The sequence below is a fragment of the Sphingomonas trueperi genome (assembly GCF_011927635.1).
Lineage (GTDB): Bacteria > Pseudomonadota > Alphaproteobacteria > Sphingomonadales > Sphingomonadaceae > Sphingomonas > Sphingomonas trueperi.
In genome coordinates this window covers 320,478-344,337 of the sequence record NZ_JAATJB010000001.1, presented here as the reverse complement: position 1 = coordinate 344,337, position 23,860 = coordinate 320,478, and the positions used below count along the sequence as shown (strand labels likewise).

General features: G+C 68.0%; 15 protein-coding genes. 7 read left to right on the top strand and 8 right to left on the bottom strand.

The window, feature by feature from the left end; all coding sequences use genetic code 11:
* Positions 1-78 precede the first annotated feature (78 nt).
* Positions 79-1,311: an SAM-dependent methyltransferase gene (locus tag GGR89_RS01515; RefSeq protein WP_125974966.1), complete on the top strand. Its 1,233-nt coding sequence runs from the start codon at positions 79-81 to the stop codon at positions 1,309-1,311.
* A gap of 22 nt (positions 1,312-1,333) precedes the next feature.
* On the opposite strand, the gene GGR89_RS01510 is transcribed toward GGR89_RS01515, so the two are convergent.
* Entirely contained in the window at positions 1,334-4,414 is a 3,081-nt protein-coding gene (locus GGR89_RS01510) for a TonB-dependent receptor (RefSeq protein WP_125974968.1), read from the bottom strand.
* A gap of 309 nt (positions 4,415-4,723) precedes the next feature.
* Between GGR89_RS01510 and GGR89_RS01505 the strand changes: the two genes are divergently transcribed.
* On the top strand, positions 4,724-5,941 hold the full coding sequence (locus GGR89_RS01505) for an argininosuccinate synthase (RefSeq protein ID WP_125974970.1): 1,218 nt from the start codon (positions 4,724-4,726) through the stop codon (positions 5,939-5,941).
* Between the two features lie 34 nt (positions 5,942-5,975).
* Here the strand turns inward: GGR89_RS01505 and rarD are convergent, their stop codons facing one another.
* Genes rarD through GGR89_RS01480 form a run of 5 tightly spaced genes read right to left on the bottom strand, consistent with a single transcriptional unit; the run spans position 5,976 to position 10,831 of the window.
* Positions 5,976-6,869, bottom strand: a complete 894-nt coding sequence (gene rarD / locus GGR89_RS01500) for an EamA family transporter RarD (RefSeq protein WP_125974972.1) — start codon at positions 6,867-6,869, stop codon at positions 5,976-5,978.
* A 47-nt stretch (positions 6,870-6,916) separates the two neighbouring features.
* Positions 6,917-7,189 carry a YciI family protein gene (locus tag GGR89_RS01495; RefSeq protein ID WP_125974974.1) on the bottom strand — a complete coding sequence of 91 codons (273 nt, stop codon included), beginning with the start codon at positions 7,187-7,189 and terminating at the stop codon, positions 6,917-6,919.
* A gap of 29 nt (positions 7,190-7,218) precedes the next feature.
* Entirely contained in the window at positions 7,219-8,538 is a 1,320-nt protein-coding gene (locus tag GGR89_RS01490) for a dihydrolipoamide acetyltransferase family protein (RefSeq protein ID WP_125974976.1), read from the bottom strand.
* A 5-nt stretch (positions 8,539-8,543) separates the two neighbouring features.
* Positions 8,544-9,548, bottom strand: a complete 1,005-nt coding sequence (locus GGR89_RS01485; RefSeq protein WP_125975104.1) for an alpha-ketoacid dehydrogenase subunit beta — start codon at positions 9,546-9,548, stop codon at positions 8,544-8,546.
* Positions 9,549-9,559: 11 nt separating this feature from the next.
* Positions 9,560-10,831 (bottom strand): 3-methyl-2-oxobutanoate dehydrogenase (2-methylpropanoyl-transferring) subunit alpha, encoded by a 1,272-nt coding sequence (locus GGR89_RS01480; RefSeq protein ID WP_125974982.1) that lies wholly within the window; start codon positions 10,829-10,831, stop codon positions 9,560-9,562.
* A 246-nt stretch (positions 10,832-11,077) separates the two neighbouring features.
* On the opposite strand from GGR89_RS01480, the gene GGR89_RS01475 reads away from it, so the two are divergent.
* The 3 genes from GGR89_RS01475 to GGR89_RS01465 all read left to right on the top strand — a co-directional run bounded on the left by GGR89_RS01475 (position 11,078) and on the right by GGR89_RS01465 (position 17,380).
* Positions 11,078-11,791 (top strand): ImuA family protein, encoded by a 714-nt coding sequence (locus GGR89_RS01475; RefSeq protein WP_125975107.1) that lies wholly within the window; start codon positions 11,078-11,080, stop codon positions 11,789-11,791.
* A 412-nt stretch (positions 11,792-12,203) separates the two neighbouring features.
* The gene (locus GGR89_RS01470) at positions 12,204-13,913 is read left to right on the top strand and encodes a Y-family DNA polymerase (protein ID WP_425338736.1); all 1,710 of its coding nucleotides are present in this window, start codon (positions 12,204-12,206) and stop codon (positions 13,911-13,913) included.
* An 8-nt stretch (positions 13,914-13,921) separates the two neighbouring features.
* The gene (locus GGR89_RS01465; protein WP_125975112.1) at positions 13,922-17,380 is read left to right on the top strand and encodes an error-prone DNA polymerase; all 3,459 of its coding nucleotides are present in this window, start codon (positions 13,922-13,924) and stop codon (positions 17,378-17,380) included.
* A gap of 42 nt (positions 17,381-17,422) precedes the next feature.
* On the opposite strand, the gene GGR89_RS01460 is transcribed toward GGR89_RS01465, so the two are convergent.
* Positions 17,423-18,430, bottom strand: coding sequence for a fumarylacetoacetate hydrolase family protein (locus GGR89_RS01460; RefSeq protein WP_125974984.1), 1,008 nt, complete (start codon positions 18,428-18,430; stop codon positions 17,423-17,425).
* 124 nt (positions 18,431-18,554) lie between these two features.
* Here GGR89_RS01460 and GGR89_RS01455 point away from each other — a divergent pair, with 124 nt between their 5' ends.
* Together GGR89_RS01455 and GGR89_RS01450 are read left to right on the top strand one after the other, a co-directional pair.
* Complete coding sequence (locus GGR89_RS01455; RefSeq protein WP_241213370.1) at positions 18,555-21,917, top strand: PAS domain-containing protein; 3,363 nt, start codon at positions 18,555-18,557, stop codon at positions 21,915-21,917.
* Between the two features lie 142 nt (positions 21,918-22,059).
* Positions 22,060-23,349, top strand: a complete 1,290-nt coding sequence (locus GGR89_RS01450; protein ID WP_125974988.1) for an adenylosuccinate synthase — start codon at positions 22,060-22,062, stop codon at positions 23,347-23,349.
* A 97-nt stretch (positions 23,350-23,446) separates the two neighbouring features.
* On the opposite strand, the gene GGR89_RS01445 is transcribed toward GGR89_RS01450, so the two are convergent.
* Positions 23,447-23,776, bottom strand: coding sequence for a hypothetical protein (locus tag GGR89_RS01445; protein WP_125974990.1), 330 nt, complete (start codon positions 23,774-23,776; stop codon positions 23,447-23,449).
* Positions 23,777-23,860 lie beyond the last annotated feature (84 nt).

The following is a 23,860-nucleotide window of genomic DNA, read 5'->3' as shown; positions in this document are numbered from 1 at the left end:
ACGCCGAGATAGGTTGTTTGGCGCACCCCGAAACGTAATACGCGTATTCCCGACACAATCTCTGCCTAGTGGAGCGCCATGGCCCTGATTGACCGCTTCTTCGACCGCGCCGTGAAGCGCGGCGAACTCACCTTGATCCGACCCGACGGCAGCACCCGCAGCTTCGGCAGCCCCGATGCGGTCCTCAAGCCCGTCACGATCCGGCTGTCCAAGGGCGCCGAGGGGCGCATCGTCCGCGATCCCGCGCTGGGCGCGGCCGAAACCTATATGGACGGCAGCCTCACTATCGAGCAGGGCGACATTCTCGACCTGCTCGATCTGGTGACGTCCAACAACGCCTGGGAAAAGAGCAACGCCGCGCTCAATCCGAGCGCGCTCAGCCTCGCCGCGGGGAAGGTGGCGCACTGGCTCGGCCGCAAGAACATGGCGCGCAAGTCCAAGCAGAACGTCGCGCATCACTATGATCTGTCGGCACGGCTCTACGACCTCTTTCTCGACGCCGACCGGCAATATAGCTGCGCCTATTATACCGATCCGGCGAACAGCCTGGAGCAGGCCCAGGCCGACAAGAAGGCGCATATTGTCGCCAAGCTGGCGATTCAGCCCGGCATGCGCGTGCTCGACATCGGCTGCGGCTGGGGCGGCATGGCGCTCTACATCCACGCCAAGACCGGCGCCGAGGTGCTGGGCATCACCCTGTCCGAAGAACAGCTGAAGATCGCGCGGGAGCGCGCTGAGGCGGCGGGCGTGGCGGGCAAGGTGAAGTTCGAGCTGATCGACTATCGCGCGCTCACCGGCCAGTTCGATCGGATCGTCTCGGTCGGCATGTTCGAGCATGTCGGCACGCCGCAATACCGCACCTTCTTCACCAAGTGCCGCGAGCTGATGACGCCCGAGGGCGTGATGCTGCTCCACACGATCGGCCGTGCCGGCGGGCCGGGCTATACCGACGCGTTCACGCTCAAATATATCTTCCCCGGCGGCTATATCCCGGCGCTGTCGGAGATCGCGCAAGGCTATGAGGGCCTGCGCTACTTCCTCACCGACGTGGAAGTGCTGCGGATGCATTACGGCCACACGCTCAAGGCCTGGTACGACCGCACCGTCGCGGCGCACGACGCGATCGTCGACCTCTATGACGAGCGCTTCTACCGGATGTGGACCTTCTATCTGGCCGGCTGCTACGTCAGCTTCATGAACGGCGGGCTGGTCAACTATCAGCTGCAATTCTCGCGCTCGCGCACCGCGCTGCCGCTGACCCGCGACTATATGGCCGAAGCCGAAGCGAAGCTGACCGCCGGCAGCCAGTGATCCTGGCTGCCGGCGGCGGGCCTCAGAAGGAGAAGCGGGCCTGCAGGCGGGCCGAGCGCGCCGTCTGATAGCCGGTCACCTGCCGGTAATAGGGGCTCGCGACGCCGTTGCCGTCGGTGCCATATTCGTTGAAGTCGGTCTTGGCGTGCAGGTTGAGCACGTTGAACACGGTGAGGTTGAGGTTGACCTTCGACTTGCCGATCTCGGTTTCCCAGGCGAGCGACAGGTCGTTGCCGAACACCCAGTCGCTGGTGAACACCGATCCGCGCGGGATCAGCTTCACCGGCGCATCGGCGGCCGGGGTCGTCGGGTCGGTCGCGATCTGGCCGTTCGCCAGCACGCGGCAGTAGAGCCCCGCCGCACCATAGGCGCGGGCATAGGGATCGACCGACGCCGGCACCTGGCCGATACAGCCATAATGGCGCGGCGAGGTAGCCGAGGTGCTGAAGCCGATCGTCAGGTGCTCGAGGGGGGCATAGGAACCCCACAGCTTGAACACGTGGCGGCGATCGTTGGGCGAATAGCCATAGGTGCCGTTGGTCAGGCCGGGCTGGTCGAAGTCCGTCGTCAGGCCGGTGTCGCTCTGGCCGTTGTCGGTCTTCACCCCGCCCTCGTAATTGCCCTTGGTCCAGGACAGGACATAGGAGCCGTTGAGCTCGAAGCGGCCGTCGAACTCGTGGCCGACCTCGAAGGCGATCGCCTTGTAGGTGCGCTTGGCCTCGGGATAGCCTAGGTCCTTCGCCGAGAAGGTGACGGTGCGTACCTTGGATTCGCCGTTGATCGGCGCGGCGAGCTGGACGGTAATCGGGCGACCGGGATTGAGCAGCACGTACTGCGTGAAGCCGGTCCAGGTCTTGTCGCAGCCCTTGATGCCGTTCTGGGTGCAATAATTGTTCACCGCGCGGTCGATCGCGGCGTCTTCCAGCACTTCGTTGAGCTTGGTGTACATGCCGTAGACGTTGAACCGCCAGCGGCCGATCCGCTTCTCATAGCCCAGGATGAACTCGTCCTGCGACTGGGGCTTGAGCGACTGCGACACCGCCGCGCCGACCGCGACCGGCTGGCCCGATCCGGTGACGTCGCAATTGGCCACCTTGTCGTCGGGGCAGGCCGCCGCGCCGGCATAGGATACCGGCGCGCCGAGCTGCGGGATGCCGTCGGCGCCGATGCCGGCGAGCAGGTTGGTGCGGGTGTAATAGGTTTCGCCGCCGGTCAGGCGGATGTTGGTGTTCGATGCGACCGGCAGGTACATGCGCGAGAAGCTGCCATAGACCTTGTCGGTCCGCGCCCCGAACGGATCGAGGGTGAAGCCGAGCCGCGGCCCGAACTGCGTACCCGACTCATAGAAACGCGCGCCCGCCGAATTGTTGTTGGTGAAGCGGTCGCCGCGCACGCCGAGGTTGAAGTTCAGCCGGCCGTCGATCAGCGACCAGGCATCCTGGATGTAGAAGGCCTCGTTGCGCGAGGTGAAGCTGCCGATGTTGGAATAATAGGTCTGGCGGACATAGTCGGTGCCGATCGGCAGGCCGAACTGGTCGCCCTGCTTGGCACGGTAGATGGTGTAGCTATAGCCCAGGCCGGCGCCCACCGCGCGGTTCTCGGAGGCGAGATCCTCGCGGTCATAGCCGAACTTGAAATGATGGTCGCCGAACAGGTGCACCGTCACGTCGACATCGGCGCGGTAGAATTTGCGGACGTCGTTGTTGATGCCCACCCCGCCGCCGGCGATGGTGAGCGCCTTGCTCGGATCGGTGCGCGCGTCGGTCACCCCGGGGACGATCTTCGAATCGGCGTTGACGCTGCGATAGCTGCTGTTGTTCTCGCCGCGGCCATAGGCGGCCGAGACGGTCAGCCACTTGGTGAGGATGCTGGTGTAGCGGGCGACATAGTTGCTGCCGCCGGCCTTGCCGAACGAGGCCCCCGCGAACGGCCCGTCGATTCCGCGCACTCGATCGAACCGCACCGTCGAGGTGCTGCCATAGGTCTGGGTGGTGCTGTCGGACTTGGTGTTGAAATAAGTGAATTCGAGGTGGTTCTGGTCGTTGATATAGCCGTCGATCTTGGCGCCGTAGAAGGGCGAGCCGGTATGGTAGAAGGAGCGGGAGGTGCCCTGCTTGGTCTTGGTCTTCAGGTCATATTCGGTGCCGGCGCCGACGCTGTTGTTGTCGCGCGCCTGGTAGAGGCCGAAGAAGAACAGATGATCCTTCCAGATCGGCCCGGACAGCGTGGCGGTGAGCGACTTGGAATCGGCCGAGCCGTTGCCGTTGTCGGTATAGATGGTGTCGCGCGTCTTCGAACGCAGCGCATTGGGGTTCCAGTTGTACAGCAGCATGCCGTGGAATTCGTTGCTGCCGGACTGGGTGGTGGCGTTGACGAAGCCGCCCGTCGACCGGCCGAATTCCGCGGAATAGCCGCCCGTCTTGGTCTCCACCGTCTTGTAGAAGTCGTAGGGAACTTCGACCGGCGACAGCCCCTTGCGGAAATCGGTGATGTTCAGGCCGTTGATGAAGAACGCGTTTTCCGAGACGGCGCCGCCGTTGAACGAGGTCTGGCCCGAAAAGGCGCTCGACCCCGCGCTGGCGCCCGGCGCCAGCTGGATCGCGGCCTGCAGGCTGCGCGCGAGCGGCAGGCGCTGGCTGACATCGGCAAGGTCGAGGACGAGACCGGTGGTGGTGCGATCGAAATCGGCGGTGGCGACGCGCGAGCTCTTCACCACGATCTCGTTGTTGCTGCCCTCGGGTGCGAGCGCAAAGATGTTGCCGGTGTTGTTGGCCGAGATCCGGACGCCCGATTCCTCGTACCCGGGATAGCCGACCGCGGTGATGGTAAAGCTGTACGCGCCCGTCTGCATCTCGGGCAGGCTGAAATTGCCTTCCTTGTCGGTCGTCGCGGTGCGGGTGAAGCCCTGGTCCTCGGACTTGGCCGATACCGTTGCCCCGACGATCGGCTTGCCGTCCGGATCGACCACGCGGCCGGTGGCGCGGACGGTCGAATAGCCCTGCGCATGGGCCAGTGACGGTACGAGTGGAAGGACTATCAGCGTCGCACCTGCGACGGACGCACGAAGGAGGCCGCGGCAGAGCCGCAGGCGAGCGTTGTTCATAATGGACTACCCCTTTTTTCGCCCGACCCCCGGGCAAGATCCGCGTTCGAAATATCATGCGGATATGGTATACAATATAATATGTCTGACCTTTGTCAATCGGGGTCAATCGGGAAGTATATAGCTATATCAACTAGTTGTCGGTGTATTGTTGCACTGCACCACGTGAATCGTTACGCTTGGTGTCGATTGCATGCCGTTTCGGTGTGCACCGTCCTCGCCCGGCGTGGCCAAATCGCCGCTGGAGTTGCACCCCGGGCGCGCGGGCCGTACAGGGCGCGCGTTTCCCCATTTCGGAGTCCCTGCCCCATGTCGGATAAGATCCATCGCGTCGTCCTCGCCTATTCGGGCGGCCTGGACACGAGCGTGATCCTGAAATGGCTGCAGCAGACCTATAACTGCGAGGTCGTGACCTTCACCGCCGACCTCGGCCAGGGCGAGGAGCTGGAGCCCGCGCGCAAGAAGGCCGAGATGGCCGGCGTGAAGCCCGAGCACATCTTCATCGAGGACGTGCGCGAGGAATTTGTGAAGGACTATGTGTTCCCGATGATGCGCGCCAACGCGCTGTACGAAGGACTGTACCTGCTCGGCACCTCGATCGCGCGGCCGCTGATCGCCAAGCGCCAGATCGAGATCGCCAAGCTGGTGGGCGCCGATGCGGTGAGCCACGGCGCCACCGGCAAGGGCAACGACCAGGTCCGCTTCGAACTCGGCTATTATGCGCTGAACCCCGACATCAAGGTGATCGCGCCGTGGCGCGAATGGGACCTGACCAGCCGCACCAAGCTGATCGAGTTCGCGGAATCGCACCAGATCCCGGTGACCAAGGACAAGCGCGGCGAGTCGCCCTTCTCCACCGACGCGAACCTCCTCCACACCTCGTCCGAGGGCAAGGTGCTCGAGGATCCGTGGGAGGAAGTGCCCGATTACGTCTATTCGCGCACGGTGAACCCCGAGGACGCGCCCGACACGCCCGAAACGATCACGATCGATTTCGAGCGCGGCGACGGCGTGGCGCTCAACGGCCAGGCGATGTCGCCCGCCACGCTGCTCACTGCGCTCAACGAACTGGGCCGCAAGCACGGCATCGGCCGGCTCGACCTGGTCGAGAACCGCTTCGTCGGCATGAAATCGCGCGGCATGTACGAGACGCCGGGCGGCACCATCTATCACCTCGCGCATCGCGGCATCGAGCAGATCACGCTCGATCGCGGCGCCGCGCACCTCAAGGACGAGCTCGCCCCGCGCTATGCCGAGCTGATCTACAACGGCTTCTGGTTCTCGCCCGAGCGCGAGATGCTGCAGGCGGCGGTCGACTATAGCCAGGAGAAGGTCACCGGTACCGTGCGGCTGAAGCTGTACAAGGGCAGCGTGATCGTCACCGGCCGCAAGTCGCCGTACACGCTGTACAGCGAGAAGGTTGTGACCTTCGAGGACGACCAGGGCGCGTACGACCAGCGCGACGCGGCGGGCTTCATCAAGCTCAACGCACTCCGCCTGCGCCTGCTCGGCCGCCGCGAGGGCTGAACCGAATTCCCCCTCCCGCAAGCGGGAGGGGGAGTTATCGCCGAACCGCCGTTCGGTATGCCCGCAGGCTGTCCCACGCATACAGCGCGCAGCCGGACCAGATCAGCGCAAATGTCGCGAGGTGCACCGTCAGCACCGGCTCGCCGAACAGCCACACCGCCTCCAGGAATTGCAGCGTCGGCGCGATGTACTGGAGCAGCCCCATGGTCGCATAGGGTAGCCTTTTGGCGGCGGCGGCGAACAGCAGCAGCGGTGTGGCGGTGACGACACCGGCCGCGATCAGTAGCAGGTCGATCCGCGTCGATCCGCCGAACGCCGCCGTGCCGGTGTGGTTCGCCCAGAGCAGCACCGCCAGCGCGGGCGGCCCCAGCAGCAGCGTCTCCACCGTCAGCCCGCCCAATGCGTCGATCGCGGCCACCTTACGGAGCAGGCCATAGCCGCCGAAGCTCAGCGCCAGCGCGAGCGGGATCCACAGCCCGCCCCCGCCATGCAGTGTCAGCAGCAGCACGCCCAGCGCCGCCAGTCCGATCGCCACGCCCTGCCAGCGCCGCAGCCGTTCGCCCAGCACCAGCATGCCGAGCGCGACATTGACCAACGGGTTGATGAAATAGCCCAGGCTCGCGTCGAGCACATGTTCGTGCTGGACCGCCCAGATATAGACCAGCCAGTTGACCCCGATCAGCGCCGCGCTGCCGACGAGGAACAGCAGGGTGCGCCCCTTGGCAGCGTCGGCGATGCTCCGCACCCGGCGCAGTGCCACGACGATCATCGCCAGCAAAAGCAGCGACCAGAGCACGCGGTGCGAGAGCACCTGCAGCGCGGGCACCGATTGCAGCAGGTGGAGATAGAGCGGCAGCACCCCCCACAGGCTGTAAGCGGCGATGCCGAGGAAAAGGCCGGCGCGATCGGCGCCTTGAGCGTTGGACATGTCGCGTTGTTGCGCCGTGTTGCGGTGCAACGCAACCCGAGGCGAGGTCAGGCAGGGCGGATCGGGGTCGCTGCCTCGGCGCCGACGACGGTGATCCAGGGAACGACATCCCAGTGCGTGACGATACCCGCCGTCACATAGGGATCCTGCTCGGCAAAGGCCCGCGCCGCATCCGTATCGCCGAACAGCAGCAGCGCGCGCTCCGGCGGATCGCCGACCGCACCGCCGAGCAGCAGCGTGCCGGCATCCGCCGCCGCCCAGGCCAGCGCCAAATGCGCGTCCCGCAGCGTTCCCCGGCGCGCGAGATAGTCGGGCGCCAGGGTTTAGCGGAGCAGGACATGCGCCATGCTCAGTCGGCGAACAGCAGGACCGGCGTTTCCAGCAGCTTCTTCACCGCCTGGACGAAGCTCGCCGCATCCCAGCCGTCGACGACGCGGTGGTCGCAGCTGATCGACAGGTTCATCAGCTTGGCGCGAACGATGTCGTCGCCGTGGAAGACGGGGCGCTCGACGATCTTGTTCGGGCCGATGATCGCCACTTCGGGCCGGTTGATCACCGGCGTCGTCGCGATGCCGCCGAGGGGCCCAAGCGAGGTGACGGTGAGGGTGGAGCCGCTCAGTTCCTCCGACTTCGCCTTGCCGGTGCGCGCCGCCTCGGCGAGGCGGGTGATCTCGCTCGCCAGCTGCCAGACATTCCTGTCCTGCGCATCGCGGATCACCGGCACCATCAGCCCCGCATCGGTCTGCGTCGCCATGCCGAGATGGACGCGGCCATGGCGGGTGACCACGCCGGCCTCGTCGTCATAGCGCGCGTTGAGCATCGGGAAGTCGGGCAGCGTGCGGCACAGCGCGACGATCAGGAACGGCAGCATGGTCAGCTTGGGGCGCTGGCCGCGATTGTCGTTGAGGTCGGCGCGCATCGCTTCCAGCGCGGTGACGTCGATCTCGTCGACATAGGTGAAGTGGGGGATGGCGCGCTTCGACGCGGCCATGTTCTCGGCGATGCGGCGGCGCATACCGATCACCTTCACCGGCTGATCCTCGCGGGCACGGCTGGCGTGCGGCGCGTGATAGCCCTGCGCGCTGCCATAGCGGAGGAAGGCATCGAGATCGGCGTGGCGGATGCGGTCGCCCTCGGCGGGCTTCACGCTCGCCAGGTCGATGCCGAGATCCGCCGCGCGGGCACGCACGGCCGGGGAGGCGAGGACTTTCGTCTCCTGCGCTCCCCCTCCCGCGTGCGGGAGGGGGCTGGGGGGTGGGCCCCCGGCATCCGCAGGCGCATCGCTGGTGGTGAGCGAGGGCCCACCCCCGGCCCCTCCCGCAAGCGGGAGGGGAGCGTTGGAGACAGCGTCCGCTACTTCCTCCACGCCCGGATTCTCGGCCTCGACCTGCTCCTTGACCGGCGTCTCCGTCTCGGCCGCAGCCTCACCCTCAACCTCGATCACCATCAGCGCCGCGCCGATCGGCACCTGGTCGCCGACCGCGCCGGCGAGCTCGACCACCACGCCGGAGACGGGCGATTCCATCTCCACGGTGGCCTTGTCGGTCATCATGTCGGCGACAGCCATGTCTTCCTCGACGCGGTCGCCGATCTTCACGTGCCAGGCGACGATCTCGGCCTCGGCAATGCCTTCGCCGATGTCCGGCAGACGAAAGGTAAAACGAGCCATGGGCGTCAGTCCTTGAGGAGTTTGTTGAGCGCCTCGCGGATCCGCACCGGACCCGGGAAATAGGCCCATTCGAGGCTGTGGGGATAAGGCGTGTCGAAGCCGGTGACGCGGGCGATCGGCGCTTCGAGATGGTAGAAGCAGCGCTCCTGCACCAAGGCCGAAAGCTCGGCGCCGAAGCCGGAGGTGCGCGTCGCCTCATGGACGATCATGCAGCGGCCGGTCTTCTTGACCGAGGCTTCGATCGCTTCGATGTCGAGCGGCACCAGCGTGCGCAGGTCGAGGATCTCGGCATCGACGCCCAGCTCCTCGATCGTCGCGGCGACCACATGCACCATCGTGCCGTAGCAGAGGATGGTCACCGCCTCGCCAGCGCGGACGGTCGCGGCCTTGCCGAGTTCGACGCGGTAATAGCCCTCGGGCACCTCGCTCGCGGGGTGGGCGGTCCAGTTCCTGGCCGGGCGATCATAATGGCCGTCGAACGGGCCATTATAGATGCGCTTGGGCTCGAGGAAGAGGACGGGGTCGTTGTCCTCGATCGCGGCGATCAGCAGGCCCTTGGCGTCATAGGGGGTCGACGGGATCACCGTCTTGATGCCCGAGACATGGGTGAAGATGCCCTCGGGCGACTGGCTGTGCGTCTGCCCGCCGAAGATCCCGCCGCCATAGGGCGAGCGCACCGTGATCGGCGCGGTGAAGTCGCCGTTCGAGCGATAGCGCAGCCGCGCCGCCTCGGAGACGAGCTGGTCGAGCGCCGGGTAGATGTAATCGGCGAACTGGATCTCGGGCACGGGGCGCAGGCCATAGGCACCCATCCCGATCGCCACGCCGATGATGCCGATCTCGGTGATCGGCGTGTCGAACGCGCGGGTCTTGCCGTATTTGGCCTGGAGCCCGGCGGTCGCGCGGAACACGCCGCCGAAATAGCCGACATCCTCGCCCATCACGACGACCTGGGCGTCGCGTTCCATCATCACGTCCATGGCGGAGTTGATCGCCTGGATCATGTTCATGCGGGGGGCGGTCAAATCCCGGCCGCCTTGCGCTCGGCGATCATCTGGTCGCTCTGTTCCTTCAAGTGCCAGGGCATGTCTTCGAACACGCCCTCGAACATCGTCTCGAACGGCTGGTGCATGCCGTGGCCGAGGATACCGTTCTTCTCGGCTTCCTTCTGCGCGCGCTTCACCGTCTCGGCGAGCTCGAGGTCCATCGCCGCATGGCGTTCCTCGTCCCATTCGCCGAGGCCGATCAGATGGTCCTTGAGCCGCCGGATCGGGTCGCCGAGCGGCCAGGCATTGGACTCGCCGGCCGAGCGATAGGCGCTGGGATCGTCCGAGGTCGAATGGCCCTCGGCGCGGTAGGTGAAATGCTCGATAAGCGTCGGGCCCTGGTTGGTCCGCGCGCGCTCGGCCGCCCACTCCGTCGCCGCATAGACCGCCAGCGCGTCGTTGCCGTCGACGCGCAAGCCCGCGATGCCATAGCCGATCGCGCGTGCCGCGAAGGTGGTCGCCTCGGCACCCGCGAAGCCGGAGAAGCTCGAGATCGCCCACTGGTTGTTGACGACGTTGAAGATCACCGGGGCGCGGTAGACGGTGGCGAAGGTCAGCGCCGAGTGGAAGTCGCCTTCCGCGGTCGAGCCTTCGCCGCACCAGGTGGCGGCGATGCGCGTGTCGCCGCGCGCCGCGCTCGCCATCGCCCAGCCCACCGCCTGCGGATATTGGGTGGCGAGGTTGCCGGAGATCGAGAAGAACCCGGTCTCCTTCGACGAATACATGATCGGCAGCTGCCGGCCCTGCAGCGGATCGCCCTTGTTCGAGTAGATCTGGTTCATCATCTCGACCAGCGGATAGCCGCGGGTGATGAGGATGCCCTGCTGGCGATAGCTGGGGAAGCACATGTCGTCGCCGGCCATGGCCAGTGCGGCGGAAACCGACACCGCCTCCTCGCCGGTCGACTTCATGTAGAAGCTGGTCTTGCCTTGGCGCTGGGCGCGGAACATGCGTTCGTCGAAGGCGCGGGTGAGCGCCATGCTGCGCAGCATTTTCCGCTTCGCCTCTGCATCGAGCCGCGGATCCCAGGGGCCGACGGCGTTGCCTTCGTCGTCGAGGACGCGGATCAGGCCATAGGCGAGTTCGTGGAATCGATCGGCCGGCTCGGCGGTGTCCGGGCGGCGTGCTGCGCCGGCGGGCGGGATCGCAAGATCGCTGAAGTCGGCCTCGTCGCCGGGGCGAAAGCGCGGCTCGGGCACGTGCAGCGATAAGGGCGGCAGGTTGGCGCGCGGGGCGTCCACCGTCATGGTCTCTCCATAAATTCGGCCGTGTCGCCACGGACAACGCACGGAACTCGATTTCACGAGCTTGTTATAAAATTTCAATCGGCCTGTCGAGATGGGGCAGCAGGGCTGGCCTAAAAATTTGAGGTCCGGAGTCCGATTGACTCGCGGTAGAATTGGAACAAAATAGGAACGAACGAGTCGGACCTGTCATCAACCCCCGAGCGAGTCGCCGTGCCCGATCCTGCCACTCTCGACCAGTTGCGCGCAATGCTCAGCGCCATCGACGGCACCGGATTCCGTCGGCGCCCGGTGCTGCCCTTCGGGCTGGAGCGGCTCGATGCGAAGCTGGCGGACGGGGGTCTGCGGCTCGATGCGCTGCACGAGATTGCCGGCGCCACGCCCGATCTGACCGACGATTGCGCCGCCACCACCTTCCTGGGCGGAATCGCCGCGCGCTGCTGGGGGCCGGTGCTGTGGGTGGTGCGACGGCGCGACCTGTTCGCCCCGGGGCTGGCGCAGGTCGGGCTCGATCCCAAGCGCGTGATCTATGCCGAGGCGCGCGACGACGACGAACTGCTCGCGATCATGGAAGAGGGGCTGCGCCATCGCGGCCTCGGCGCGGTGATCGGCGAAGTGAAGCGGCTGGCCATGCCGGCGACGCGGCGGCTGCAACTGGTGGCCGAGGGGGGGCGCACGATCGCCTTGCTGCTCAAGCGCCATGCGCGCGAAGGGAGCGATCCCTTGGGTGCGCCGTCCGCCGCGGTGACGCGGTGGCGGATCGGCTGCGCGCCGTCGGCACCGCTGCCGGTGGAGGGGGTCGGGCGGCCGCGCTGGGAGCTGTCGCTGGCGCGGCAACGTGGGGGGGAATCGTTCCAACTCTTGGTGGAGGCCTGCGATGCAACGGGTCGCTGCGCTCTTCCTGCCCCACTGGTCGCTCGACCGCGCGCGGCGGGCCGAGCGGCGCGCGCTGCCGCCGCCTGAGCGGGCGCACCAAGACGCAACTATTCAGGATCGCCCGGCTTCCGTTCCTGCCCCGCATGCGAGACAGGCTGACGCCACGCATGCGCATGCCATTGCCACCTGCGCTCCCCTTCCGCTTGCGGGGGGGGGCGGGGGAGGGGCTGATCTCAGCATAGTCCACCCCCTCCACGTCAGTCCCTCCCGCAAGCGGGAGGGGAGCGAAAGTGGCGAGCATCTCGCTTCCGTTCAGGCGCTCGCCTCAGCCGAGCAGGAGGCCGCCTGCTCCGTCCAGCGCGGCGGCGGCTGGCGGCCGGGCGCGCGCTGGGCACGGGCCGCGCGCGATGCTGCCATCGCTGCGCTGCCGCCGCACCAGCGACCGCCGCTGCGCGAGCTCGGTCGGCGGAGCGAGGCGGCGGACCACGCCTTCAAGCGGATGCGGCCCGACGAGGGCGGGGCGATGCCGGGTGAGGTGGGGTTGGCGCTGACATCACGTGGGGTTGTTTCGGTCGCTGCTCCACCTGTGCCGCCCCCCCAATCGTCATCCCGGCGAAAGCCGGGATCCATTGCCTTCTCCGTCGAAGAAGAAGCCGAGACCGCCAGGCGAATGGATCCCGGCTTTCGCCGGGATGACGAAGGAGGTGTGGAGACTCCCCGCGTCCTCTCCCGCCGCACCGGCAGCCGCAGCGAAGTCGCCGCCGCCTGCCCCGCAGCAATGACCGCGGGCATCCGCATCGGCATGGCGCTCACCCAGGCCCGCGCGCTGGTGCCCGCGCTCCGCGTCGACCCTGCCGACCCGCACGGTGACCGCGCCGATCTCGAACGGCTGGCGCACAGCCTCGCGCGGCGCTGGTCGCCCAGCGTCACCCTCGCCGGCGAGGACCTGCTGTTCCTCGACCTGACCGGCGTCGCCCATCTCCATGGCGGCGAAGCCAGGATGCTGCGCCGGTTGCACGCGCTGCTCGCTCGGCTGGGCTTTGCCGCCAGGATCGCCGTCGCCGACACGCCCGGCGCCGCCTGGGCCTTTGCGCGCTTCCGTCCCGAGACGCTCCTCCTTTGCCCGCCCGGCGAGCATGGCGCGTGGCTGGCCCCGCTGCCGGTCGAGGCGCTGCGGCTGGAGGGCGATGCGCTGGACCTGCTCCACCGCCTTGGCGTCGACAGCATCGGCCAGCTCGCGGCGCTCCCCCGCGCGCCGCTGGTCCGCCGCTTCGGTACCACAATCGCCGCGCGGCTCGACCAGGCGCTGGGCCGTATTCCCGAACCGGTCGCCCCGGTCACCCCGCCCGAGCCGATCGCCGTCACCCAGCGCTTCGCCGAGCCGATCGCCACCCCCGAGGCGATCGCGCACTGGCTGGGCGACCTCGTCCGCCGCCTCGCCGAAGCGCTGGCGGAAGCCGGGCAGGGCGCGCGCCGAATCGGGCTGGTCGCCGACCGGGTCGACGGCGTGCCGCAGCGGATCGGCATCGGCCTCGCCCGCGCCAGCCGCGATCCCGCGCATCTTCTCCGCCTGCTCGCCCGCCGCATCGACAGCATCGAACCCGGCTATGGCCTCGATGCGATGACGCTGCATTTGCTGCGCAGCGAACCGCTGGGCGCGCTGCCGGTCGACGAGCGGCTGGATGCCGAGACGGTGCCCGATCTCGCGCCGCTGATCGACACGCTGGCGACGCGGATCGGCATGGCGCGGCTGTGGCGGATGCGGCCGGTGGAAAGCGATGTGCCCGAACGCTCGGCCGCCGCCCTCCCGCCGCTCGATCCGCCCGAGCGCGAAGCCCCGCCGCTCAAGGCCGACGATGTCCGCCAGCTGGATCGGCACGCTCCGCTGCCGCCCTGGCACCCCGAATGGCCGCGCCCGATCCGCCTGCTCCGCCGGCCCGAGCGGCTCGACCATGTCGTCGCAGCGCTGCCCGACCAGCCGCCGCGCCGCTTCACCTGGCGCGGCGAGCGGCACGAGGTGGTCCGCGCCGACGGGCCCGAGCGTATCCATGGCGAATGGTGGAAGCGCGCGGTGGAGACCCATGCCACGCGCGACTATTTCCGCGTCGAAGACGAGCGCGGCCGCCGCTACTGGCTGTTCCGCCAGGGCGATGGCGAGCGCGCGGTGACTGGCGATCTCAGCTGGTATCTCCACGGCCTGTTCGGGTGAGCACGGCCATGTATTCCGAACTCCAGGCCACCAGCCATTATTCCTTCCTGCGCGGCGCCTCCGCGCCTTCGGAGCTGTTCGAGGCGGCGGCGGCGTTCGGCATGCCCGCGCTGGGCATTACCGATCACAACAGCGTCGGCGGCATCGTCCGCGGGCTGGTCGCGGCGGAGGCAACCGGCGTGCGGCTGGTCACCGGCTGCCGGCTGGACCTGACCGACGGCAGCGGGGTGCTGGTCTGGCCCGAGGATCTCGCCGCCTGGTCGCGGCTCACCCGGCTGCTCAGCATCGGCAAGGCGCGGGCGGATGCGCAGCATGGCGAGAAGGGGCAGTGCTTCCTCCATTGGGAGGATGTCGCGGGGCATGCCGACGGACTTGTCGCCGCGCTGGTGCCCGGCATGGCGGATAGCGGCGACCCGGCGGCGCTGCGCTGGATGGCGGATGTGTTCGGGGAGCGCGGCCATGTCACGCTCACCCGCCATCGCCGGCCGCAGGAGGCGATGCGGCTGCATGGCCTGGCAGAGGCCGCCGCCGCGCATGGCCTTACCCCGCTCGCCACCGGCGACGTGCTCTATCATCATCCGGACCGGCGGATGCTGCACGACGTGATGACCGCGATCCGCCACACCAGCACGGTCGACGATCTCGGCTTCCGCCGCGCCCGCAGTGCGGATCGGCACCTCAAGCCCCCGCACGAAATGGCACGCCGCTTCGCCGCCTGGCCCGAGGCGCTGCAGGCGGTGGAGGCGATAGTCGAACGCTGCGCCTTCAATCCCCGCGAGCTCGGCAAGCTCTATCGCTACCCGGACGAAGTGGTGATGTCCGGCCGCAGCCCGCAGGCGGCGCTGGCCAAGCTCGCCCGCGATGCGCTCGCCGCGAAGTTCCCGGAAGGGCCACCGGTCGAATATGCCGAACTGCTGGAGAAGGAACTGCGGCTGGTCGAGAAATGCGGCTACGCGCCCTATTTCCTCACCGTCCACTCGATCGTCCGCTTCGCCCGCGCGCAGGAGATTCTGTGCCAGGGGCGCGGGAGCGCGGCCAATTCGCTGATCTGCTTCCTGCTCGGCGTCACCTCGATCGATCCGGTGATGCACAAATTGCTGTTCGAGCGATTCATCTCCGAGGACCGCGACGAGCCCCCCGATATCGACGTCGATTTCGAGCATGAGCGGCGCGAGGAAGTGATCCAGTGGATCTACGAGACCTATGGCGAACGCCATGCCGCGCTCACCGCCGTGGTCAGCCGCTATCGTACGAGGGGGGCGGTGCGCGAGGTCGGCAAGGCGCTGGGGTTGCCCGAGGACGTCACCGCCGGGCTGGCGGGGCAGGTCTGGGGCTGGTCGAACGAAGGCGTGAGCGAGGCCGATGCCGCCGCGCTCAACCTCGACGCCAGCGAACCGCGCCTCGCGCTGACGCTCGACCTTGCCCGCCAGCTGATCGGTACGCCGCGCCACCGTTCGCAGCATCCGGGCGGCTTCGTGCTGGCCCAGGCCAATCTCGACGAGATCGTGCCAATCGAACCGGCGGCGATGGTCGACCGGCGGGTGATCGAATGGGAGAAGGACGATATCGAGGAGCTCGGCCTGATGAAGGTCGACATTCTTGGGCTCGGCATGCTCGGCTGCATGCGGCGCGCGTTCGATCTGCTCGAGCAGCACAAGGGCGTTAAGCTGACGCTCGCTTCGGATGCGATGCAGGAGGACGATCCCGCGACCTTCGCGATGATCCAGAAGGCCGACACGCTCGGCACCTTCCAGATCGAGAGCCGCGCGCAGATGTCGATGCTGCCGCGGTTGAAGCCCAAGGAGTTCTATGACCTCGTCATCCAGGTCGCGATCGTGCGGCCGGGGCCGATTCAGGGCGACATGGTGCATCCCTATCTGCGCCGGCGCGAGGGCAAGGAAGCGGTCGAGTATCCGAGCGAGGAACTGCGCGACGTGTTGGAGAAGACCTTCGGCGTGCCGCTGTTCCAGGAACAGGCGATGAAGGTCGCCATCGTCGGCGCGGGCTTCAAGCCGGCCGAGGCCGATGCCCTGCGCCGCGCGATGGCGACGTTCAAGTCAACCGGCGGCGTCACGCATTTCAAGGAGAAGATGATCAGCGGGATGCTGGAGAAGGGCTATACCCAGGACTTCGCCGAGCGCACCTTCAAGCAGATCGAGGGCTTTGGCAGCTACGGCTTTCCCGAGAGCCATGCGGCGAGCTTCGCCAAGATCGCCTATGCGTCGAGCTGGATGAAGTGCCACCATCCCGACATCTTCTGCGCGGCGCTGCTCAACGCGCAGCCGATGGGCTTCTATGCCCCGGCGCAGATCGTCCGCGATGCGCGGGAGCATGGCGTCGAGGTGCGCGCGGTATGCGTCAACGACAGCGACTGGGATACGCGGGTGTTGGGGGCCACCATTCCTCCCCGGGCGAAGCTCGGGGAGGGGGACCATGTGCGCCAGCACATGGTGGAGGGGCCGCCGCGCCAGCGGCGGTGGGACGACGAGGTCGGCGAGACCCGCGCCTTCGGCGCGGCCCCTCCACCCCTCGGCTCCGCCGAGCGGTCCCCCTCCCCCAGCAAGCTGGGGGAGGATCTTGGGTTGCTCCCCCTTCGCCTCGGCATGCGGGTGGTGCAGGGCCTCTCCGCCCGCGATGCCGAGGCGATCCTCGTCGCGCGCGCCGAGCGGCCCTTCACCTCGATCGAGGATGTGTGGCGCCGCGCCCGCGTCTCCCCCGCCGCGCTGGAGAAGCTCGCGCGCGCCGATGGCTTCCGCTGCTTCGGCCAGGATCGCCGCCAGGCGCTCTGGGCGATCAAGGCCCTCGACCAGACGCCGCTGCCGCTGTTCGCCGGGATCGAAGGCCCGATCCAGGCGGCCGAGCCCGCGGTGACGCTGACCCCGCTCACTGCCGGGCGCGAGGTGGTGGAGGACTATCGCGCTACCCAGCTGAGTCTCCGCGCGCACCCGCTGCACTTCCTCCGAGGGACGCTCGCCGCGCGGCGGATCCGGCCGTGCGGCGACCTCAGGACGCTCAAGGACGGTGCGCGCGTGGAAGTTGCAGGTATCGTCCTCGTCCGCCAGAAGCCGGGCAGCGCCAAGAGCATCTTCCTGACGCTGGAGGACGAGAGCGGAATCGCCAATGCGATCGTCTGGCCGGCGCGCTTCGCGCTCTACCGCCCGATCATCCTCGCCGCGCCGATGATTGCGGTGCGCGGCCGGCTCCAGCGTGAGGGCGAGGTGCTGCACCTGATCGCCGAGACGATCACCGACCTGACCGACCTGCTGCGCAGCGTCGGTGCGCTCGACCTGCCGCGGATGACGATGCCGGGCGACGGCGCGACGCATGGCGGCACGATCGACTCGCGTGATCGGAAGGTCATCCGCGCCACCGATCCCGCCCATGCCTATCCCAAGCAGCGGACCCCAGAGAGCTGGCCATCGCGGCGCGAGGACCTCATTCCCATCAAGTCGCACGATTTCCACTGATGGCGGGAGCGGCTTTCCCGCTGGAGACCGCTCCCGCGCAGATCAGTCCGCCACCACCGTCTGCTCGATCGTGCCGAAGATCGGGTGGTGCTTGTCGTCCTCTGCCCAGATGCGGATCGTGTCGCCCGCCTTGAGGAACGGCGTCTCGGCCGCGCCGCGCAGGATCGTCTCGACGGTGCGCACCTCGGCGAGGCAGCAATAGCCCTTGCCGCCCTCGCCGATCGGTTTGCCCGGGCCGCCATCGGCGTCGCGGTTGGAGACGGTGCCCGATCCTATGATCGTGCCTGCGCCCAGTGCGCGCGTCTTGGCGGCATGGGCGATCAGCGTGCCGAAATCGAAGGTCATGTCCTCGCCCGCCGCGACACGGCCGAAGGGCTTGCCGTTGAGGTCGACCATCAGCGTGCGGTGGAGCTTGCCGTCCTGCCACCAGTCGCCCAGTGCGTCGGGCGTCACGAACACCGGCGAGAAGGCGCTGGCCGGCTTGGACTGGAAGAAGCCGAAGCCCTTGGCGAGTTCGCCGGGGATGAGGTTGCGCAGGGACACGTCGTTGGTGAGGCCGATCAGCCGCACCCCCGCCAGCGCCTCTTCACGGCTGGCCCCCAGCGGCACGTCGCCGGTCACGACCACCACTTCGGCTTCGAGGTCGCAGCCCCAGCTCTCGTCCTTCAGAGGAATCGAATCGCGCGGGCCCAGGAAGCCGTCCGATCCGCCCTGGTACATCAGCGGATCCTGCCAGAAGCTCTCGGGCAGCTCGGCACCGCGCGCCTGCCGCACCAGCGCGACATGGTTCACATAAGCCGAGCCGTCCGCCCATTGATAGGCGCGGGGCAGGGGTGCCGATGCCTGGCGCTCGTGGAAGCGCATCATCGGGATGGTCTCATGCTCGAGATCGGTGGCGAGATTGCGCAGATCGCCTTCCACCCGCGCCCAATCGTCGAGCGCGGCCTGCAGCGTCGGGGCGATGTGGCTGGCGTCGGCGCACCAGGCGAGATCGTTCGAGACGACGACGAGCTTGCCGTCGCGGCCCTGCTTGAGGCTGGCTAGTTTCATTTGACACCATCTCCTTCGGCGGTCGCCATAGGGCAACTTCGCTCGCCACGGAACCGTACCCCGTTGCTACGTATTTTGCCCAGTCGCATTGACTTAGGGGCGGGCCATGATCAACGAATTGCACATGGCCGCCCCGCTTCGCTTTTTGGATCATAGCGGCGAGATGGCCGAACGCCTCCGCACGTTCGACTGGTCGCGCCATCCGTTCGGTGCGCCCGACACCTGGTGCGAGCCGCTGCGCATCACCGTCGACATGATGCTCGCCTCGCGTTTCCCCAAAGCGCTCTATTGGGGGCCCGAGTTCCGCCTGCTCTACAACGATGCCTGGGCGCCGATCGCGGCGGATCGCCATCCCTGGGCGTTGGGGCGTGCGGGAGGCGAGGTCTGGGCGGAGATCTGGGACGTGGTCGGCCCGCAGATGGAGGACGTGGTCGCCACCGGTCGCGGTTTCGCAGTCTACGACCAGCTGCTGCGGATGGCACGCGACGGCGTGCCGTGCGATACGTGGTGGAACTACAGCTTCACGCCGATCCGCGACGCCGAGGGCCGCGTGCTCGGCATTCTCAACCAGGGCAACGAGACAACGCGGGTGGTGCTCGCCGAGCGCGCCCAGCAGGCCGAGATCGAGCGGCTGCGCGACTATTTCGCGCAGGCGCCCGGCGCGGTGGCGCTGCTCGACGGGCCGGAGCATCGCTTCGTCCTCGCCAATCCCGCATATCTGGACCTGATCGGCCGCGAGGCGGTGGTGGGGCAATCGGTTGCCGAGGCCCTGCCCGAGGTGGTCGAGCAGGGCTATGTCGCGATCCTCGACCAGGTCTATCGCAGTGGCGAGCCCTATCGCGCGCTCGGCCGCGAGATTTTGCTCCAGCGCCGGCAAGGCAGCCCGCCCGAGCGCCGCGTACTCGATTTCGCCTATCAGCCGATCAAGGATTCGCTCGGCGCCTGCACCGGCATCTTCGTCGCCGCCGCCGACATCACCGAGCGCGCCGCCGCCGAAGAAGCGTTGCGGCGGAGCGAGGAGCGGCTGCAGCTCGCGCTCAACGCATCGACGGGGATCGGTACCTGGGACTGGACGGCGGAAAGTGGCCGGGTGACCGGCGACGAGCGTTTCGCCGCGCTGTTCGGCATCGACCCGGAGCGCGTCGCCCGTGGCGGCGCGTTCGATGCGGTGCTCAACTTCATCCATCCCGACGATCGCGCGCGCATCGCGATGGAGGTACGCCAGTCGATCGCCGACCGCGCACCGCTCAAGCTCGAATTCCGCGTATTGCGGGCCGATGGCGAGGTGCGCTGGCTGCTCACCCAGGGGCGCTGCACCTTCGATGCCGAGGGGCATCCGGTCCGCTTCCCCGGCGTCAGCTTCGACATTACCGACCGCAAGCTTGCCGAGGAAGCCGCGCAGGACGCCGCAGACGATCTGCGCTCCGCAACCGAGTCGCAGTCCTTCCTGCACGGCCTGGCCGAGCGTCAGCGCGCGCTCGACATGCCCGACGCGATCATGGAACTCACCGCGGCCGAACTGGGGGCCAGGCTGGGCCTCGCGCGTGTCGGATTCTACCGGGTGGCGGGCGAAGTGATCCACCTGGGCCCGTGCTGGACCGACGGCAGCCTGCCCAAGCTCGCGGGCCAGTGGCGGCTGGATGCGGTGGCGCCGCTGGTCGAGCGCTATCGGCAGGGCCGCACCATCACCTTCGACGACAGCAGCACCGAATTCCCGCATACCGAGCTGAGCAAGCTTTCGCCCTCGGCGATCGGCGTGCCGTTGCTGCGCGGCGGGCAGTGGGTGGCGACCTTCTACGCCAATGGCGCGGGGCCGCGGGCTTGGCGGCCGGAGGAGATCGCCTTCGTCGAGACAGTGGTCGAGACCACCTGGGATTCGGTCGAGCGCGCCGGTGCGGTGCTGGCGCTGCGCGAGAGCGAGGCGAAGTTCCGCGCGATCACCAATTCGATCGATCACATGGTCTGGTCGGCCGATGCCGAAGGCGCGGTCGATTTCTACAATGATCGCTGGTACGATTATACCGGCGTCGAGCGCGGCAGCACCGATGGCGATGCATGGGGGACGGTGCTTCACCCCGGCGACCAGCGCCGCGCGGCGGCGGCGTGGCAGCATTGCGTTCAAACCGGCGACCTCTATCGCATCGAATATCGCATGCGGCACCATAGCGGCATCTATCGCTGGGCGCTGGGCCGCGCGCAGCCGCTGCGCGACGAGACCGGCCGCATCGTGCGCTGGTTCGGCACCAGCACCGACATCCAGGACATCGTCGACGCGCGCGAAGTGCTCGCCCGCTCGCGCGAGGAACTGGAGGCCGCCGTGCGCGAGCGGACCGAGCGGCTGATGGCCGCCGAGGCGCAGCTTCGCCAGGCGCAGAAGATGGAGGCGGTGGGGCAGCTGACCGGCGGCATCGCGCATGATTTCAACAATATGCTCGCGGTGGTGATCGGCGCGCTCGACCTGATGGAGCGCCGCGTCGCGCAGGGGCGGACCGATATCGACCGCTATCTCGTCGCGGCGCGCGACGGGGCGAGCCGCGCGGCGGCGCTGACCCAGCGGCTGCTCGCCTTTTCGCGCCGCCAGCCGCTGGCGCCGACCGCGCTTGACGTCAACGACATGCTCGGCGGGATGATCGAGCTGCTGGTGCGCACGCTGGGCGAAGGCGTGGTGATCGAGACGCAGTTCGCCCGTCGGCTCGATCCTGTGGTGGCAGACCGCAACCAGCTGGAAAATGTCGTGCTCAACCTTGCGGTCAACGGCCGCGATGCGATGCCCGAGGGCGGCACGCTGACGATCGAGACCGAGCAAGTGGCGATCGGGGCCGACGAGGCTGGCCGCTACGAGATCGCCGCGGGCGATTTCGTCGAGATCCGCATTCGGGACACGGGCGTGGGCATGCCGCCCGAGGTGGCGGCGCGCGCCTTCGATCCGTTCTTCACCACCAAGGGCGTCGGCAAGGGCACCGGGCTGGGGCTCAGCCAGGTGTTCGGCTTCGTCCGCCAGTCGGGCGGGCATGTGACGATCGAGAGCGAACCCGGTAAGGGTACCTGCGTGCGGGTGCTGCTGCCGGCGCAGCCCGAGGCGGTGCCTACGCCCGCCGCAAGCGGCGTCACGCGCGAACTTCCGCGCGGGCAGTCCAGCGAAGTGATCCTCGTCGTCGAGGACGAGGACCGCGTGCGCACCTATTCGGTCGAGGCGCTGCGCGAGCTCGGCTACGGCGTGGTCTTCGCGCGCGACGGGATCGAGGCGCTGCGGCTCCTCGAGCGCGGGCAGAAGGTCTCGCTGCTGTTCAGCGACGTGGTGATGCCCGAGATGAGCGGCCGCGAGCTGGCGACGCGCGTGCGCGAGCGCATGCCCGAGTTGAAGGTGCTGCTCACCAGCGGCTATGCCCCCGATTCGCCCGATCCGGGTGCCGACGAGAACATCCTGCCCAAGCCGTTCGACATCGCCGCGCTGGCCACCGCGATCCGCGCCGCACTGGACGGCTGACGGCAGGAAAGGCTTGACCTTCGGGCGTGCGTTCGCCATTCGCGCCGCGGCTTCGGGCGACGCGTCCGGTTGACCAGTCCCTGCCGCCGAGTCCTGTCGAAGGGCGGCCAGGGTCCGCCCGGCAGGCGGAGGACGTGTATCCATGGCAAATGTGGCAGTGATCGGCGCCCAATGGGGTGACGAAGGCAAGGGCAAGATCGTCGACTGGCTCGCCGAGCGCGCCGACGTGGTCGTCCGCTTCCAGGGCGGGCACAATGCCGGCCATACGCTGGTGATCGGCGAAAAGGTCTACAAGCTCTCGTTGCTCCCCTCGGGCATCGTCCGCGGCACGCCGAGCGTGATCGGCAACGGCGTGGTGCTCGATCCCTGGGCGCTCAAGGCCGAGGTGGAGAAGCTGCGCGAGCAAGGGGTCGACGTGACCCCGGACACGCTCAAGATCGCGGATACCTGCCCGCTGATCCTGCCCTTCCACCGCGATCTCGATGCGCTGCGCGAAGATGCCAGCGGCGCCGGCAAGATCGGCACCACCCGCCGCGGCATCGGCCCCGCCTATGAGGACAAGGTCGGCCGCCGCGCGATTCGGGTGTGCGATCTCGCCAATCTCGACTTGATCGGGCCGCAGGTCGATCGCCTCGCCGCGCACCATGATGCGCTGCGCGCCGGCTTCGGCCAGCCGCCGATCGATCGCGAGGGCTTGCTGAACGAGCTGCGCGCGATCGCCGGCTTCGTGCTGCCCTTCGTCCAGCCGGTGTGGAAGATGCTCAACGAGGCGCGCTCGCGCGGCCGCCGCATTCTGTTCGAAGGCGCGCAGGGTGTGCTGCTCGACATCGACCATGGCACCTATCCGTTCGTCACCTCGTCCAACACCGTGTCGGGGACCGCGGCGAGCGGCAGCGGCATGGGGCCGGGTGCCGTCGGCTTCGTGCTCGGCATCGCCAAGGCCTATACCACCCGCGTCGGATCGGGCCCGTTCCCGAGCGAGCAGGAGAATGAGATCGGCGAGCGTCTCGGCACGCGCGGCCACGAGTTCGGCACCGTCACCGGCCGCAAGCGCCGTTGCGGCTGGCTCGATGCGGTGCTGCTGCGCCAGTCGGTCGCGGTCTCCGGCATCACCGGGATCGCGCTGACCAAGCTCGACGTGCTCGACGGCTTCGAGGAGATCCAGGTCTGCACCGGCTATCGTCTCAATGGCGAGGTGCTGGATTACTACCCCGCCAGTGCGCCCGACCAGGCGGCGGTGGAGCCGATCTACGAGACGATGGAAGGCTGGTCCGAATCGACCTTCGGCGCGCGCAGCTGGGCCGATCTGCCGGCGCAGGCGATCAAGTACATCCGCCGGGTGGAAGAGCTGATCCAGTGCCCGGTCGCGCTGGTCTCGACCAGCCCCGAGCGCGAGGATACCATCCTCGTCCGCGATCCCTTCGCCGATTGACGCGAAAACGCCCGGCCCTTGGGGGGAGGGCCGGGCGCTTCGGCGCTCGAGGCGCGGGGCTGAAAGGGGGAAAGGCCCCGCGCCGAACTACCCTGCGTTAGCGCGGGCGCTTGCGCTTCGGCTTGTCGCCGGTCTGGTCACCCATGGTCGAGTCCGTGGTGCTCGCGCTCGGGTCGGTGGGCGAGGTGGTCGTCGTCGACGACGAATCCGGTGTACCCATCGTGCCCGAACCTGTCGTGCCGCCCGGCGTCGTGGTGGTCGACGGGTTCATCGACGGATCGGTGGGCGAGGTCGACGGCTGGCCCGGCGTGGTGCTCTGGTCCATGGTCGAGCCGCCCGGCGTCGTCTGGCCCGGCGTGGTCTGCTGCGCGAAGGCGGCCGGTGCGGCGATCAGCGTGGCAGCGGCAAGAATGGTCTTGATGTACATTACACGGCATCCTTCTGTTGATTATGCCAACGGAAGGTTAACCATCAAATGCCCAAGAAGTCTCATCGGTTGATTTCGATTAGC